This window comes from Actinocatenispora rupis (assembly GCF_016861975.1).
Lineage (GTDB): Bacteria > Actinomycetota > Actinomycetes > Mycobacteriales > Micromonosporaceae > Actinocatenispora > Actinocatenispora rupis.
Genome location: NZ_BOMB01000038.1, coordinates 83699 through 99023, shown reverse-complemented (window position 1 = coordinate 99023; position 15325 = coordinate 83699). Strand labels below are relative to the sequence as shown.

Below are 15325 nucleotides of genomic sequence, written 5' to 3'. Positions count from 1 at the left end.
GGTCGCAGAATGGGAGACGCCCAGGCACTTCCCGTTGGTGTCGAGGTTCGTACGGTCGCCGTCCGCGCGCGCCGAGGCACCTGCGAAAAACGAGTAGGAACAGCGAAAGGGCACCGGCCGCAAGCCGGTGCCCTCTCGTCGTACGTGGCCGGGGCGGTGCCCCGGGCCGTCAGCCGTCGATGCGCTCGCCGGTCGCGGCGTTGAAGATGTGCGGGGTGCTCTGCGGCTTGAGGTAGACGGTGTCACCCATGTTCGGGGTGTGCCGCCCGTCCGTACGGATGACGAACTGCTCCTCGGCACCGTCCAGGTCGGCGCGGCCGTAGACGTACGCGTCGGAGCCGAGCTCCTCGACCAGGTCCACGGTCATCGACAGGCCGCCGTCGCCCTCGCCCACGAGCTGCACGTCCTCCGGCCGGAAGCCGACCGTGACCTTGCCGTCGGCGCCCTCGCCGGCCTTCGCCACCGCCTCGCGGGTCAGCGGCACGGCCAGCCCACCGAGCACGGCGCCGTTGTCGCCGAGCTTCACGGTCTTGATGTTCATCGCCGGCGAACCGATGAAGCCGGCCACGAACACGTTCGCGGGCTTGTCGTACATGTTGCGCGGGGTGTCGACCTGCTGGAGCAGACCGTCCTTCAGTACGGCGACGCGGTGACCCATGGTCAGGGCCTCCGTCTGGTCGTGCGTCACGTACACCGTGGTGGTGCCGAGGCGGGCCTGCAGCGCGGCGATCTGCGAACGGGTCTGCACACGGAGCTTGGCGTCCAGGTTGGACAGCGGCTCGTCCATGAGGAAGACCTGCGGCTCACGCACGATCGCGCGGCCCATGGCGACACGCTGACGCTGACCGCCGGACAGCGCCTTCGGCTTGCGGTCCAGGTACTCCTGGAGGTTCAGCAGCGCGGCCGCCTCCTTGACCCGGCGCTCGATCTCCGACTTCGGCGTCTTCCGCAGCTTCAGCGCGAACGCCATGTTGTCGAAGACGGTCATGTGCGGGTAGAGCGCGTAGTTCTGGAACACCATGGCGATGTCGCGCGCCTTGGGGGGAAGGTTCGACACGTCCTTGCCGTCGATCAGGATGGCGCCGCGGTCCACGTCCTCCAGGCCCGCGAGCATCCGCAGCGAGGTGGACTTTCCGCAGCCGGACGGACCGACGAGGACCAGGAACTCCCCGTCCTCGATGTCCAGGTTGAGTGCGTCGACGGCCGGCTTGGTCGAACCCGGGTAGATCCGGGAAGCGGCGTCGTAGGTGACAGTTGCCATGGTGATGGCGTCCTTTCACCGGCAGGTACGTGCCGGACGATCCGAGTGAAAGACGAGCACGACCCGCCCTCGGCGGGTGCGCTGCCGCCAACATAGCCGCTGGCCAGCCGGATGAACAGGGCTCGCACGCCCGGTGCCCTGCCCGTGACGCCCCGCCGACCGCGTACCATTCCAGGCGGCTCGTCCGGCGCGTACGCGTCGTCCGGGTCGTACGCCGGCGTGGCGCAACTGGCAGCGCAACCGCCTTGTAAGCGGTAGGTTGCGGGTTCGAGTCCCGCCGCCGGCTCCGTGCTCTACCTGCGGAAACGCTCGGTTGATGATCAACTCTTCGGGGCGTGGCAGCGGGGTTGGCAGCAACCCGGCTCCGACCGGCCCGACCGTGTCCGCCGCGCCCGCGGAGACGGATCGGCCGGGACCACGCGGTTTTGCCGGGCCCCCTCCAGGCACCGCTTCCCCTTGCCCCGCAAGCCTTTCCGGTACTCCTGCGCGCCGGTCAGAGGTTGGTGGAGGGGCGGCGCGGGCGGTAGCGGGCCGGGCGGTAGCCGTCGTCGTCCTCGTCGTACCCGCCGGATCCGGCGCTGTCGATCGCGTAGCGCCGGCCGCCGGAGCGGATGTGCACGGAGAGCCGGATGACGGACACGCAGGTGATCACGACGAGGACGAGCACGGCGAGCGACACGACGGTGCTCACGATCGCGACGACGACGGAGAACGCGGACATGGCGGGAGCGTAGCCCGCGCGCGCCCGCCCGGGTACGCCGTGTTCGTGCCGGTACCGGATGTTTCGCGCGGCTCGCCGAACCCGTGCGGACCGTCGTACCCACGGGCTACCGTCCCGGTCATGCTCGATCACGTGGGTGTACAGGTGGCGGACGTCGAGGCGTCCACCTCGTTCTATGTCTCGACGTTCGGGCCGCTGGGGATCACGGAGGCGGTCCGGTTCCCGGTGGGCGACTCGTTCGTGGTGGGGCTCGCCGGGGCGGACGGGACGCCGCAGTTCTGGCTGTCGCCGGCCCGCCGGCCGGACGACCGGGAGCTGCACGTGGCGTTCCGGGCGCCGGACCGGGCGGCCGTCGACGCGGTGCACGCCGCGGCCGTCGCCGCCGGCGTCGAGGTGCTGCACGCGCCGCGCGAGTTCCCGGAGTACCACCCGGGTTACTACGCGGTGTTCCTGCGGGATCCCGACGGGCACAACGTGGAGGCCGTGCACCACGGCACCCCGGCCGACTGAGCCGCGGGTCAGCGGCGGAGCAGGAGGGCGCTGGCGCGCAACGCGGTGCGTACGGCGCCTTCCAGGCTGGGCGAGCCGAGCCAGTCACCGATCGGCTGGATCCTGGCGTCCTCGTCGGTACGCCCGGGCAGCGCGGCGGCGCGGGCGCGCAGCCGGCGCAGCCAGCCGACGGTGAACAGCGGGACACCTTCCGCGTGCCGTACGACGGACCAGCCGAGGATGTCGCCGAGCGGCTCGCCGAGCAGCCGCTCCGCCTCGGCGAGCAGCATCGTGCGTACCGCCCGGTCCGGCTCGTCGAGCAGTTCGGCGCCGAGGTGCGGGGCGGCGCAGACGGTGAGGCCGCCGCGCCCGTCCGGTACCTGACCGGTGCCGCGCAGTTCCAGCGGTTCGACGCCGGCCAGCGGGTGCCGGCCGGGACCGGCGGGTGCGGTGGGCCGCCGGAGCGGTGCCGCGTCGGCGAGCGCCAGGTGCAACGCGACGGCGGGTGAGCTGCGGGCGTCCTCGGCGAGTTCCCGGTCGGGGTGCTTGTCGGGGAGTAGCGCGGCGGCGAGGGCGGGCGGCCCGGCGATGAGGACCGCGTCGGCGGCGAGCGTGTCGCCGTCCGCGGTCTCGACCCGTACGCCGTCGCCGTCGGGGCGGACCGCCACCACGGTCGTGTCGTACCGGACGTCGAGGGCTCCGGCGACCGCGTCCCACAGGGTGGCGATGCCGCCGCGCGGGCAGTGCAGCGTGGCGCCGGGCGCGGCGGCGAACTGGGCCATTCCCAGCACCCGGGAGGTCCGCGCGGCCGGCGACAGCATCAGCGCGTCCATGGTGACCGGCAGGATCCGCTCCGCGTAGTCCCGCCCGACGGTGTCCGTGAAGTACGCCGCTGCGTCGGTGTCGTCGAGGTCGGCGGCGGCGTCGAGCCGTCGCCAGTCCGGCGCGTGGGTGGCGAGCCGGGTACCGAGGGTCATCAGGTGCCGCTTGCTGCGCGTGGACAGCAGCGGCGTACGCATCAGGGCGCGGACCGTGGCGGGCAGCTCGTACCGCTGGCCGTCGATGACGACGCGGCTGTCGACGGGCAGCCGTACCAGGTCGTTGCGGCCGAGGCCGACCTGGCGCGCCAGGTATCGAGTGGCCTTGTAGAAGGAGGCGACGAACTCGGCGCCGCGGTCGAAACGCCACACCTCGTCGCCGACGCGCAGTTCGTCGACACCGGACCGGCCGCCGGGCGCCGCGTCGCGCTCCAGCACCGTGACGCCGGCGCCGGCCGTAGTCAACGCGCGCGCCGCGGTCAACCCGGCCGGGCCCGCGCCCACCACCACGACTCGCCGAGGGACCGCCATGGCCACCATCATGCCCAACCGACACACCGGTTACGCCCCGAGCACCGGCGGCGTGTCCCGGGGCACCACACGATCGGTACCCCGGGACTCGTGGATCAGGCCGGCGCGTCGATGTCCTGGTACTCGGCGAGCTCGCGTTCCAGCTCGGCGAGGCGGGAGCGGAGCTGCTCGGCCTCGGCCTCCTTGGCGGTGCGGTGTTCGGCGATGACCGCCTCGACCGCCGCGGTCACCGGTTCCAGGTTGACGAGCTGGGCCAGCGCGTGGCCGGCGCCGACCGGCAGCGCCGCTCCCTTGACCAGCTTGCGGGTGCCGTGGGTGGCCTCGACGGTGGCGCCGTCGCCGGCCACGGTCACGGTGATCACCACCTCGCCGCCGCCCTTGGCCGGCTTCTTCGGCGCGGCCTTCGCCGCTTTCGCCCGCTTCGCCGGGGCGGGGTCGGCCCCGGACCCGTCGGCCCCGGTCGGTGCCGTACCGGTCGGAGCGGGGTCGGCCGGCGCGGTGTCGGCGGGGGCCGGCGAGTCCGGGCCGGTGGTGTCCTCGCCGCTCGCGGTACGGGCGATGATCTCGGCGCGGCCGCGCGGTACCACGGCGAGCACGGTGGCGGGCGCGGCCACCTCGCTGCCGTCGGCGAGCCGCACGGTGAACGGCGAGTCGGTGTCCGGCTCGTACCCGACGAGGGTGGCCTTGGTGCCGGCGGGGACCTCGGCGTGTGCCGAGACGACGGCGATCCTGGGCTGCTCGCCCCGTCCGAGGGCGCTCACCAGGGCGTGTACGTCCCGATCGCTGAGCGAACCTGCGCTCACGCTGCTCCTTCCCGAAGGTTCACGGAATGACCGGGCCGGGCCCGCGCGAGACCGGTCGGCTCCGGCGGCCCCGACCGTCCACCCGCGACAGCCGTCGGTACGCCCGCGCGGGAGCGGGCGCACCGGCGACGGCGCGCGGGAGTACGGCGGGGACACGCCGCAGCCGACCGGAATCGGCGGGTCGGCCCCAGGGAGTGTCCGCTCACCCCGCCCGGCGCGGCCGGGTCGTTCGCCCCGCTCGGCGGTGGCGGCACGGGCACACCCGACACCGGTGTGCATCCGTGCCCCGCCGACGCAGCCGAACCGACTCCGGCTCGTACGGGCGGAGTTGTGCAGACACGCCCTAGTACCTTCGCACAGGCGTACGACAGGGGACGGTCACGGCACGGCGCGCGCCAGGGTGACGGCGAACGCGTCGGCCGGGTCGGTCCACAGGTCGGCCACCGCGAAGCCGGCGGCGGACAGTTCGGCCGCAATGCCGGCGGGGCGGAACTTCGCGGAGATCTCGGTGCACAGGTCCTCGCCGTCGGCGAACTCGATCGTCAGGTCGAGCGCGGCGAGCGTGACGGTGAGTGCCCGCCCGGCCCGCAGGTGCATCTCGATCCGTTCGCCCTCGGCGTCCCAGCGCGCCACGTGGGCGAACTCGTCGACGGGGAAGTCGCCGGCCAGTTCGCGGTTGAGTACGCGGAGGACGTTGCGGTTGAAGTCGGCGGTGACCCCGCCCGGGTCGTCGTACGCGGCGAGCAGGGTCGGGATGTCCTTGACCAGGTCGGTGCCGAGCAGCAGCCACTCGCCGGGGTGCAGGACGCCGCGCAGGTCGGCGAGGAACCGGGCGCGGTCGGGCGGCAGCAGGTTGCCGATGGTGCCGCCGAGGAACACGACGAGCCGGTGCCCGGTGTCCGGCAGCGCGTCGAGGTGCCGGGTGAAGTCGCCGACCACCCCGTGCACCGCGAGCTTCGGGTACCGGGCGGCGAGGGTCGCGGCGGCGGCCCGCAGCGCGCTCTCCGACACGTCCAGCGGTACGAAGCGGGCCAGGGTGCCGTGGTCGAGCCCGGCCTCGATCAGCAGCCGGGTCTTGTCCGAGGCGCCGGATCCCAGTTCCACCAGGGTTTCCGCGCCGGTGGTGGCGGCGATGTCGGCGGCGTGCACGGTGAGGATGGACCGCTCGGTCCGGGTCGGATAGTACTCGGGGAGGCGGGTGATCTCGTCGAACAGCATGCTTCCGCGGGCGTCGTAGAACCAGGTGGGGCGCAGCCACTTGGGGCGGGCGGTGAGCCCGGTGACCGCGTCGGTACGCAGCGCCCGGGTCTGGTCGGCCGGCGTCAGCCGTACGTCGAAGGTGGGTCGCTCGCTCAGCACAGCTCCTCCAGTACCAGGTGGTCCGGGGTGCCGGTCAGGATCCTGCCGTCCGGTACGGGGGTCCACGGTCTGTCCACTGTGGAGGGTTCGGAGCCGACGGTGAGCGCGTCGCCCGTGTCCAGGTACGACAGCGAGTGGCCGGCGGTCGTCGCGACGACCGCGGAACCGGTGTGCAGCACCAGGTTCAGCCGGGAGCCGGGTGCGGCGGCGAGCACGTCGCACACCACCCCGCGTACCGCGTCGGTCGGGTCGGCGCCGGCCCGCAGCCGGTGCCGTACCAGGGCCCAGAGCAGCGCCGAGTCGGTCGGCGCGTCGAGCGTGAGCAGGTCGGTGACGGGCAGCCGTTCGGCGAGCTTCGCGACGCTGTCCGGCCAGCCGAGGATCCGCCCGTTGTGCCCGAACATCAGCGCACCGTCGGCGAACGGCGCGCACGCGGTCTCGGTGACCGGCATGCCGACCGTGGCCGACCGTACGGCGGCGAACACGGCGCCGGACCGGGTGACCCGGGCCAGCGCGCCGAACGACTCGTCGCTCCACAGTGGACACGCCCGGCGGTACCGCACGGGCCCGTCGCCCGTGTGCCAGCCGACGCCGAAGCCGTCCGCGTTCACCGTGCCGCCGCCGCGCATCTCCGCCGGCGCGTACGACTGGTGCAGCAGCGAGTGCGGCGGGTCGAGCAGCAGCGCCGCCAGCGTCACCGGCGGCCCCAGGTACGCGAGCTGGCGGCACATCAGGCGACGTCCCGCGCGGTCCGGAAGCCGGCGAAGATCTGCCGCCGCACCGGCCAGTCCCAGTTGCGGAACGTGCCGCGGCAGGCCACCGGATCCGTCCCGAACGACCCGCCCCGCAGCACCCGGTACCCCCGGTCGAAGAACACCTCCGAGTACTCCCGGTACGGGAACACCGTGAAACCCGGGTACCCGGTGAACTCGGTGGCGGTCCACTCCCACACGTCACCGACGAGCTGGTGTACGCCGAGCGGCGAGACGCCGAGCGGGTACGCGCCGACCCGGGCCGGGCGCAGGTGCCGCTGGCCGAGGTTGGCGTGCCGGGCGGTCGGATCGTCGTCGCCCCACGGGTACCGGCGGGAGCGGCCGGTCGCCGGATCCCACCGTGCCGCCTTCTCCCACTCGGCCTCTGTCGGCAGCCGCCGCCCCGCCCACGCCGCGAACGCCGCCGCCTCGTACCAGCAGACGTGCAGGACCGGCTCGTCCGGCGGAAGGTCGGTGCGGCGGCCGAACCGGGTGGCGGTGCCGTCGCCGTGCCAGTGCATCGGCATCGTCAGGCCCGCCTCCCGCCGGTGCGCCCAGCCGTCGGCCGTCCACCAGCGCGGCTCGTCGTACCCGCCGTCCGCGACGAACTCCGCGTACCGGCGGTTCGTCACCGGCACCGCGTCGATCGCGTACGCGGGGAGGTCGACGGTGTGCCCGGGCCGCTCGTTGTCCAGCGCCCACGGCTCCACCGACGTGCCCATCGTGAACGCGCCGGCCGGCACGACCACCTCCGCCCTGTCGTCCACCGGTACGTCGGGCGCGGGCGGCGGCGGCGCGTCGAGCACGGCCGGGCCGGTACGGAGCTGGTGGGTGGCGAGCATCGTCTCGTCGTGCTGCTGCTCGTGCTGCACGATCAGGCCGAACACGAAGCCGTCCGTGGTGAGCCGCCGACCCGCGAGCGGCTCCGCCCCGAGTACGTCGAGGGCCTTGTCCCGTACGGTCCGGATGTACGCCCGCGCCTCGGTCGGGTCGAGCAGCGGCAGCGCGGGCCGGTCCGCGCGCGGGTGCTGGAACGCGTCGTACATCGTGTCGATGTCGGCGCGGACGGGTTCCCGCCGGCCGACGTCACGTACCAGCCACAGCTCCTCCTGGTTGCCGACGTGCGCGACGTCCCACACCAGCGGGGACATCAGCGGCGAGTGCTGGCGTACCAGGTCGTGGTCGTCGACGGCGTCGGCGAGGGTGAGGGTGCGTTCGCGTGCGCGGGTGAGTTCGACGGCCACGCGTTCCCGCAGGGTGTCGGTCTCGGTCATCGGCAGACCCCCTCGGGATCCGGCGGCACGCGGTCCGTCGGCACCTCTCCTGCGGACCGTACCCGGGGCGCGTGGCCCGCAGGCGGGGTCGAGGCAACCAGCCTGATATCACAACACATTTCCCAAATGTTCGCTATGGGCGCAGCGCCATGTCCGTGCGCGCCACGAAACCCCCGCCGGTAGGGTGCGGCGTATGTCCGAGCAGGTCACCCGCATCATGTGCCAGTTCTGCCGCGGCGGCGGGGTGGTCTGGGCGCCGAAGATGGCCGTGCAGTGGGGAAGCAGCGAGGCGTTCTCGCTCGCCGCGCCCACCCGCTGCCCCGAATGCACCGGCAGCGGCTGGCTGGAGATGGCCCGCGAGGTACCCGAGAACGGGTGAGCCCGCCCACCCGTGGAACTGCGGCGACCCGGGTGGCGTTGAACGATGTAGTGATGACATCGGTCGACAGGAGTGCCCGCCAGGCCGGGGAGTACGTGCCGGATCCGCGCCGTTGGCGCGCGCTGTCCGTGTGCCTGCTCGCCGGTTTCATGACCCTGCTGGACGTCAGCATCGTGAACGTCGCGCTGCCGTCCATGCAGACCGGCCTCGGCGCCACCGCCTCCGACCTGTCCTGGGTCGTCTCCGGGTACGCGCTCACGTTCGGCCTGGTACTCGTCGCCGCCGGCCGGCTCGGCGACGACCGCGGCCGGAAGCGCATGTTCCTGGCCGGGCTCGCCCTGTTCACGGCGACCAGCGCGCTCGCCGGCGCCGCCCAGTCCGGTACCTGGCTGGTGGTGGCGCGGCTGCTCCAGGGAGTCGCCGGCGGACTGCTGAACCCGCAGGTCATCGGCGTGATCCAGGTACTGTTCCGGGGCAAGGAGCGGGGGCGCGCGTTCGGCCTGTTCGGGGCGACGGTCGGGATCTCGACCGCGATCGGCCCGCTGCTCGGCGGCCTGCTCATCCAGGCGTTCGGCACGCACGAGGGCTGGCGCTGGGTCTTCTACGTCAACCTCCCCATCGGCCTCTTCGCCCTGTACGCCGGCTGGCGGTTGCTGCCGCGCGACACCGTCGCCGCCGGCGCCCGCCGCACCCTCGACCTCGTCGGTACGGTGCTGCTCGGCGCCACGGTCGTCACCGTGATGCTGCCGCTCATCGACGCCGAGAAGGGCCTGGCCGGCGCGCCGTGGTGGCTGCTCGCGGTGGGTGCCGCGCTGCTCGGCGGCTTCGTCGCCTGGGAGCGGCGGTACCGCCGGCGCGGCTGCCAGCCGCTGGTGAACCCGGCGCTGCTGCGGACCCGCAGCTACACGATGGGCACCGCGCTCGGCCTGGCGTACTTCGCGGGATTCACCGGGATCTTCTTCGTGATCACGCTGTTCTTCCAGCGCGGCCTCGGCTACTCGCCGCTGGAGGCGGGCGCGGCGATGCTGCCGTTCGCGGTCGGGTCGGCGGTCTCGGCGGCGGTCGGCGGCCGGATCGTCTCCCGGTACGGGCGGCCGCTGGTCGTGGTCGGCGTCGCCGCGGTGGCCGTCGGGCTGGCCGCGACCGACGTGGTGATCCGGTGGTTCGCGGGGGACGGCGTGGCGCTGGCGACGGCGCTGCCGCTGGCGGTGGCCGGCATCGGCAGCGGCCTGACGATCGCCCCGAACCAGACGCTCACGCTGGACGAGGTGCCCCCGGCCGAGGGCGGTACGGCGGCGGGCGTGCTCCAGACGGGCCAGCGGATCGGCTCAGCGGTCGGTACGGCGGTGGCGGGTGCGCTGTTCTTCGGCACCCTGGCCAGCTCGCACGGCGACTACCACCGGGCGGCGGCGTTCGGCCTGCGCGGCTCGGTCGCCCTGGTACTGGTGGCCCTGGTCGTGGGCATCGTCGACCTGGTACTGGGGTCGAGGCGTCGTGTGACGTGAGTCCCAACGTAGATCATGAGTCAGACTCCGTATTAGCGTGGGGGTGCGCCGACGACGCCGAGGAGCTGGTGGCCAGATGACGAGCACGCGGGAACCGGACGTACGGACCGGGCCGGTGACACCGGTCGATGTCGGTACGGACGGTCCCGGCTGGCTCCGGCGCCTCCTGAGCTACTGCTGGCGGTACAAGTCGCGGGTGGTGCTGGCGTTCGGCGCGTCCGTGGCCGGCATGGCGGTGACCGCGGTCGTGCCGCTGATCCAGCGGGCGATCGTGGACGACGCGATCCTCAGTACGAAGATGCCGTTGCTGCCGTTGGCGGCGCTGCTCATCCTCGCCGCCGTCCTCACGTACGTGACGGCGTTCATGCGGCGGTACCACGGCGGGCGGCTGGCGCTGGACGTCCAGCACGACATGCGCAACGACATCTTCACCGCGCTGTCGAACCTGGACGGCGCCCGCCAGGACGAGTTGCAGACCGGTCAGGTCGTCGGCCGCGCCACCTCGGACATCACGATGGTGCAGGGCCTGCTCGGGATGGTCCCGATCATGCTGGGCAACGCGCTGCTGTTCGTGATGTCGCTGGTCATCATGCTCACGCTGTCGCCGCTGCTGACCCTGATCGCGCTCGCCGTCGGCCCCGGCCTGTGGTGGATCGCGACCCGCGCGCGCAAGCGGCTGTTCCCCGCCACCTGGGAGGCGCAGCAGCAGGCGGCCGCGGTCGCCGCGGTCGTCGACGACGCCGTCACCGGCGTACGGGTGGTGAAGGGCTTCGGCCAGGAGGACCAGGAACTCGGCAAGCTGTCGGCGGTGGCCCGGCGACTCTTCGCGTCGCGGCTGCGCGCCGTACGGCTGAACAGCCGGTACAACCCGGCACTGCAGGCGATCCCGGCGCTCGGCCAGGTCGGCGTCCTCGCGCTCGGCGGGTGGCTGGCGATCAACCACCAGATCACTCTCGGTACGTTCCTCGCGTTCTCGTCGTACCTGGCGCAGCTGATCGGCCCGGTGCGGATGCTGTCCGGGCTGCTGACGATCGGGCAGCAGGCGCGCGCCAGCGTGATCCGGGTGTTCGAGGTGGTCGACTCGCGGCCGCTGGTCACCGAGGCCCCCGACGCCGTCGACGTACCGGACGACCGGACGCCGACGGTCGAGTTCGACGACGTGACCTTCGGGTACGTGCCGTCGTCGCCGGTACTGCGCGGGATGACGCTGACCGCGCGGCCGGGCGAGACGATCGCGCTGGTCGGCGCGTCCGGTTCGGGCAAGTCGACGGTGTCGCTGCTGCTGCCCCGGTTCTACGACGTACAGGGTGGGGCAGTGCGGGTCGCCGGCCGGGACGTCCGCGAGCTGACCATCGACTCGCTGCGCGCCTCGATCGGCATGGTGATGGAGGACAGCTTCCTGTTCTCCGAGTCCGTCGCCGCCAACATCGCGTACGGCCGGCCGGACGCCACCGAGGAGCAGATCGTCGCGGCGGCGAGGGCCGCGGAGGCGCACGAGTTCATCATGGCGCTGCCCGACGGGTACGACACGATGCTCGGGGAGAAGGGCCTGACCCTGTCCGGCGGGCAGCGGCAACGGGTGGCGCTGGCCCGGGCGCTGATCACCGACCCGCGCATCCTCGTACTGGACGATGCGACGTCTGCGGTGGACGCGCGGATCGAGGCGGAGATCCACCAGACGCTGGCGCGCGTGATGGCCGGGCGTACCACGCTGCTCATCGCGCACCGCCGGTCGACGCTGGCGCTGGCCGACCGGATCGCCGTCCTCGACGAGGGCCGCGTCGTCGACGTCGGTACGGAGGAGGAGCTGGCGGAGCGCTGCCCGCTGTACACGCTGCTGCTGTCCGGGCCGGGCGACGACGCGGAGGGCATCGACGCCGGCGAGCTGCCCGTCGACGAGTCCACTGTGGACGCCCGCAACCCCGACGGTACGACGGCGCGGCTGTGGGCGGACGACCGTGCGCCGGCCGACGCGTACCAGGCGGTGGCGGGAGACGGGACGGGGCTGCCGCGCGGTGCCCGGCCGGGTGGCGGCGGCGGTCGCGGCATGGGGCCGATGGGCGGCGCGCTGGCGAGCATGCCGCCCACCCCGGAACTGCTCGCGCAGGTCGCCGCGCTGCCGGCGGCCACGGACACGCCGGACGTGGACGAGGCCACGGTGCGCCGGTCGGACCGGAACTTCACGCTCACCAGCCTGCTGCGCCCGATGGTCACGCCGTTCGTACTGGCGCTGCTGCTGGTCGCGGCGGACGCGGCGGCGACGCTGATCCTGCCGGCGCTGATCCGTTCCGGGGTGGACAACGGGGTGCAGAAGGCCGCGATGGGCGTCATCGTCGCCGTCTCGCTGCTCGGCCTGGCGGTCGTCGCGGTCGACTGGATCGTCCAGATAGGACAGACCCGGATCACCGGCCGTACCGGCGAACGGCTGCTCTACTCGCTGCGCGTCAAGTCGTTCGCGCACCTGCAACGGCTCGGCCTGGACTACTACGAGAAGGAGATGTCCGGCCGGATCATGACCCGGATGACGACGGACGTCGACGCGTTCTCGTCGTTCCTGCAGACCGGGCTGATCCAGGCGTTCGTCTCGGTACTGACGTTCTTCGGCATCCTCGGCGCCCTGCTGTACCTGAACATCGAACTCGGGCTCGTGGTGTGCAGCGTGCTGCCCATCATGGTGGTGGCCACGCTGATCTTCCGGGCCCGCTCGTCGAAGGCGTACAACGAGGCGCGGGAGAAGGTCGGCATCGTCAACGCCGACCTGCAGGAGAACGTGGCCGGGATGCGCGTGGCGCAGGCGTACCGGCGGGAGGGGCACAACCGGGCGCGGTTCTCGGCGCGCAGCGACGACTACCGGGTGACGCGGACCCGGGCGCAGCGCTACATCGCCACGTACTTCCCGTTCGTGCAGTTCCTGTCGACGGTGGCGTCGGCGCTGGCGCTCATCGTCGGCAGCCAGCTGGTGCACGACGACAAGCTCACCGCCGGCGCGCTCATCGCGTACCTGCTGTACATCGACATGTTCTTCGCCCCGGTGCAGCAGCTCTCCCAGGTCTTCGACGGGTACCAGCAGGCGGCGGTGGGGTTGCGCCGGATCCGCGACCTGCTCCGTACGCCGACGAGCACGCCGGAGGCGACCGACCCGGTGCCCGTACCGGCGCGGTTGCGCGGCGAGATCGTGTTCGACGGCGTGTCCTTCGGGTACGGCGCGGGCTCGCACGACCCCGAGTCCGGCGACCCGGCCGCGCTCGGCGCCGATGAAGCCGACCGGGACGGCCTGTCCCGCAAGGGATCCGGGCTCGCACTGTCCGATGTGGACCTCCGGGTCGCGCCGGGCGAGACCGTCGCCGTGGTCGGCGAGACCGGCGCCGGCAAGTCCACCCTGGTCAAACTCGTCTCCCGGTACTACGACGTCACCGGCGGCGAGGTCCGCGTCGACGGCGTCGACATCCGCCGGTACGACCTCGCCGGGTACCGGCACCGGATGGGTGTCGTCCCGCAGGAGGCGTACCTGTTCCCGGGGACCGTGCGCGACACCATCGCGTACGGCCGGCCGGAGGCGACGAACGCTGAGGTGGAGGCCGCGGCGCGGGCGGTCGGCGCGCACGACATGATCGCGCGCCTCGACGGCGGCTACCACCACGAGGTCGCCGAACGCGGCCGGAACCTGTCCAGCGGTCAGCGGCAGCTCCTCGCGCTCGCCCGCGCGCAGCTCGTCGAGCCGGACATCCTCGTCATGGACGAGGCGACCGCCGCGCTCGACCTGGCCACCGAGGCCGACGTCACCCGCGCCACGGAACGCTTGGTGGGCAAGCGAACCACGCTCGTCGTGGCACACCGGCTCACCACCGCCGCCCGCGCCGACCGCATCGTCGTACTCGACCACGGCCGCGTCGTCGAGACCGGTACGCACGCCGACCTGCTCGCCGCCGACGGCACGTACGCCCGGCAGTGGGAGGTCTTCCGCGCCGGCCACGCCACCCCCGTCCCCGACTGACCGCCGACATCCGCGCGACCAGTACGGATGCGGGCACCCCCTATCGTGTCCCGCCGGGGCCGCGCGGGGCGGTCCGGCGGGCGGGGGAGGCCGGGTGCGGGGTCTGGTCGCGGCAGCGGTCGCGGGTGTGCTGACGGTGGGGCTGTCCGGCTGCGCCGGTGACCGGGCGGCGGCGCGGCCGTCCGGATCGGCGACACCGGCGGCAGCGCGGTCGAGCGCGCGACCGACGCCCGTTTCACTCGGGAAGCCGTTGTGGCGCCGGCAGGTCAGCGGCGCGGCACCCGTCTCCCGGCGGTACGCGCTGGACCGCCTGGACACGGTCACGATGTCCGGCGGGACCCTCGCGTACGAGGGCGACGCCGCCGCGGGTGATCACCTGCGTGTGGTCGTCGCGGACGTGCGTACCGGGGTGTCGCGGTGGTCGCGCTCGACCGGCGACCGGGTGCCCGGGACGGCGAGCGCCACGTACCGGATGGGCACACTCCCACCGGTGCTGAACCGTGACACCGTCTTCCTGGATTACGGCGACGACGACGGTGGCGAGCTGGGACTCGCCGCGCTGTCCGCGCGGGATGGCCACCGGCGCTGGTCCGTACCCACCGGCCGGTACGGCGCCTTCGGCGCGGACGTGTTCGCCGCCGACGAACGGACCGTGCTTCTCGATGCGACGACGTACGGCGATGACGACGACGTACGCGCCGAGACGACGATCGCGCTGTCCGCGCGCGACGGGCACGAGCTGTGGCGCGCGCCGGGCGTGGCGCCGGATCGGGTCGTCGGCGACACCGTACTCACCTACCGCCGCCACCTGCCGTACTCGATGGACGACGAGCCGCCGGCGACGGTGGTGGCGCTCGACGCGCATACCGGAAGGCGGCGGTGGGCGCTGGGCGGCCAGGTCACGCGGGCCGGGGCGGATGCGGGCGGCGCCGGCACCGTCGTGGTCGACGCGGCCCACGGGCAGGGCACGGTGCTGGTGGACGCGCGGAGCGGCCGGCGGCTGGCCGCGCTCGGCGGCGGCGTCGACAACTGCTGGTACGACGGCCCCACCGCGCTCCTGTGCGACACGAGGACGGGCGCGAACCCGACCGTGGAACGGCACTCGCTGCGCGCGATCGACCTCCAGCCGGACGGTCCGGCGACGGTCGGCCGCCCCGCGCGCCGGATGGCGTACGTGCCGAAGAGCGTTGCGGGTGGCGTGGTGTTCGGCTGCGGACCGGCCGGCCCGGTACTGCTCGACCGGTCCGGGCGGTTTCGGGGCACCGCGCCGGGCTGGTTCCAGGCGGCGGATGGCGGGCTGGTATTGCTGGCGTCGGTCGAGGACGTGCACCACGACAACTGCACGCTGTCGGTGTATCGGCTGCCGGGGCGCTGACCTGCGCCTTCACGAGTACCGGGTGGTGGTGCGGGCACCGTCGGTGGCGAACATTTTCGGTGAT

12 protein-coding genes and 1 tRNA gene are annotated in these 15325 nt (G+C 73.2%); 6 read left to right on the top strand and 7 right to left on the bottom strand.

The annotated features are described in order from the left end of the window. Nucleotides 1-169: 169 nt before the first annotated feature. Nucleotides 170-1261: an ABC transporter ATP-binding protein gene (locus Aru02nite_RS29780; protein ID WP_203663269.1), complete on the bottom strand. Its 1092-nt coding sequence runs from the start codon at nt 1259-1261 to the stop codon at nt 170-172. A gap of 213 nt (nt 1262-1474) precedes the next feature. On the opposite strand from Aru02nite_RS29780, the gene Aru02nite_RS29775 reads away from it, so the two are divergent. Beyond that, nucleotides 1475-1547, top strand: a tRNA-Thr gene (locus Aru02nite_RS29775). Between the two features lie 207 nt (nt 1548-1754). On the opposite strand, the gene Aru02nite_RS29770 is transcribed toward Aru02nite_RS29775, so the two are convergent. Continuing rightward, a complete protein-coding gene (locus Aru02nite_RS29770; RefSeq protein ID WP_203663268.1) occupies nt 1755-1982 on the bottom strand; it encodes a hypothetical protein in 228 nt (75 codons plus the stop codon). 120 nt (nt 1983-2102) lie between these two features. Between Aru02nite_RS29770 and Aru02nite_RS29765 the strand changes: the two genes are divergently transcribed. Continuing rightward, complete coding sequence (locus Aru02nite_RS29765) at nt 2103-2492, top strand: VOC family protein (protein WP_203663267.1); 390 nt, start codon at nt 2103-2105, stop codon at nt 2490-2492. Between the two features lie 8 nt (nt 2493-2500). On the opposite strand, the gene Aru02nite_RS29760 is transcribed toward Aru02nite_RS29765, so the two are convergent. The 5 genes from Aru02nite_RS29760 to egtB all read right to left on the bottom strand — a co-directional run bounded on the left by Aru02nite_RS29760 (nt 2501) and on the right by egtB (nt 8008). Continuing rightward, on the bottom strand, nt 2501-3820 hold the full coding sequence (locus Aru02nite_RS29760) for a protoporphyrinogen/coproporphyrinogen oxidase (protein WP_203663265.1): 1320 nt from the start codon (nt 3818-3820) through the stop codon (nt 2501-2503). 95 nt (nt 3821-3915) lie between these two features. Further along, nucleotides 3916-4623: a hypothetical protein gene (locus Aru02nite_RS29755; RefSeq protein WP_203663263.1), complete on the bottom strand. Its 708-nt coding sequence runs from the start codon at nt 4621-4623 to the stop codon at nt 3916-3918. Nucleotides 4624-5001: 378 nt separating this feature from the next. Further along, the gene (gene egtD, locus Aru02nite_RS29750) at nt 5002-5979 is read right to left on the bottom strand and encodes an L-histidine N(alpha)-methyltransferase (RefSeq protein ID WP_373325013.1); all 978 of its coding nucleotides are present in this window, start codon (nt 5977-5979) and stop codon (nt 5002-5004) included. Next, the gene (egtC, locus tag Aru02nite_RS29745; RefSeq protein WP_203663261.1) at nt 5976-6713 is read right to left on the bottom strand and encodes an ergothioneine biosynthesis protein EgtC; all 738 of its coding nucleotides are present in this window, start codon (nt 6711-6713) and stop codon (nt 5976-5978) included. The genes egtD and egtC overlap by 4 nt, the downstream gene beginning before the upstream one ends. Beyond that, a complete protein-coding gene (gene egtB / locus Aru02nite_RS29740) occupies nt 6713-8008 on the bottom strand; it encodes an ergothioneine biosynthesis protein EgtB (protein ID WP_203663259.1) in 1296 nt (431 codons plus the stop codon). The genes egtC and egtB overlap by 1 nt, the downstream gene beginning before the upstream one ends. 193 nt (nt 8009-8201) lie before the next feature. Here egtB and Aru02nite_RS29735 point away from each other — a divergent pair, with 193 nt between their 5' ends. From Aru02nite_RS29735 to Aru02nite_RS29720, 4 genes are all read left to right on the top strand, one after another. Beyond that, complete coding sequence (locus Aru02nite_RS29735; RefSeq protein ID WP_203663256.1) at nt 8202-8387, top strand: hypothetical protein; 186 nt, start codon at nt 8202-8204, stop codon at nt 8385-8387. 53 nt (nt 8388-8440) lie between these two features. Beyond that, complete coding sequence (locus Aru02nite_RS29730; RefSeq protein ID WP_203663255.1) at nt 8441-9892, top strand: MFS transporter; 1452 nt, start codon at nt 8441-8443, stop codon at nt 9890-9892. Nucleotides 9893-9968: 76 nt separating this feature from the next. After that, nucleotides 9969-13886 (top strand): ABC transporter ATP-binding protein, encoded by a 3918-nt coding sequence (locus tag Aru02nite_RS29725; protein WP_203663254.1) that lies wholly within the window; start codon nt 9969-9971, stop codon nt 13884-13886. A 94-nt stretch (nt 13887-13980) separates the two neighbouring features. Continuing rightward, complete coding sequence (locus Aru02nite_RS29720; protein WP_203663253.1) at nt 13981-15261, top strand: outer membrane protein assembly factor BamB family protein; 1281 nt, start codon at nt 13981-13983, stop codon at nt 15259-15261. Nucleotides 15262-15325 lie beyond the last annotated feature (64 nt).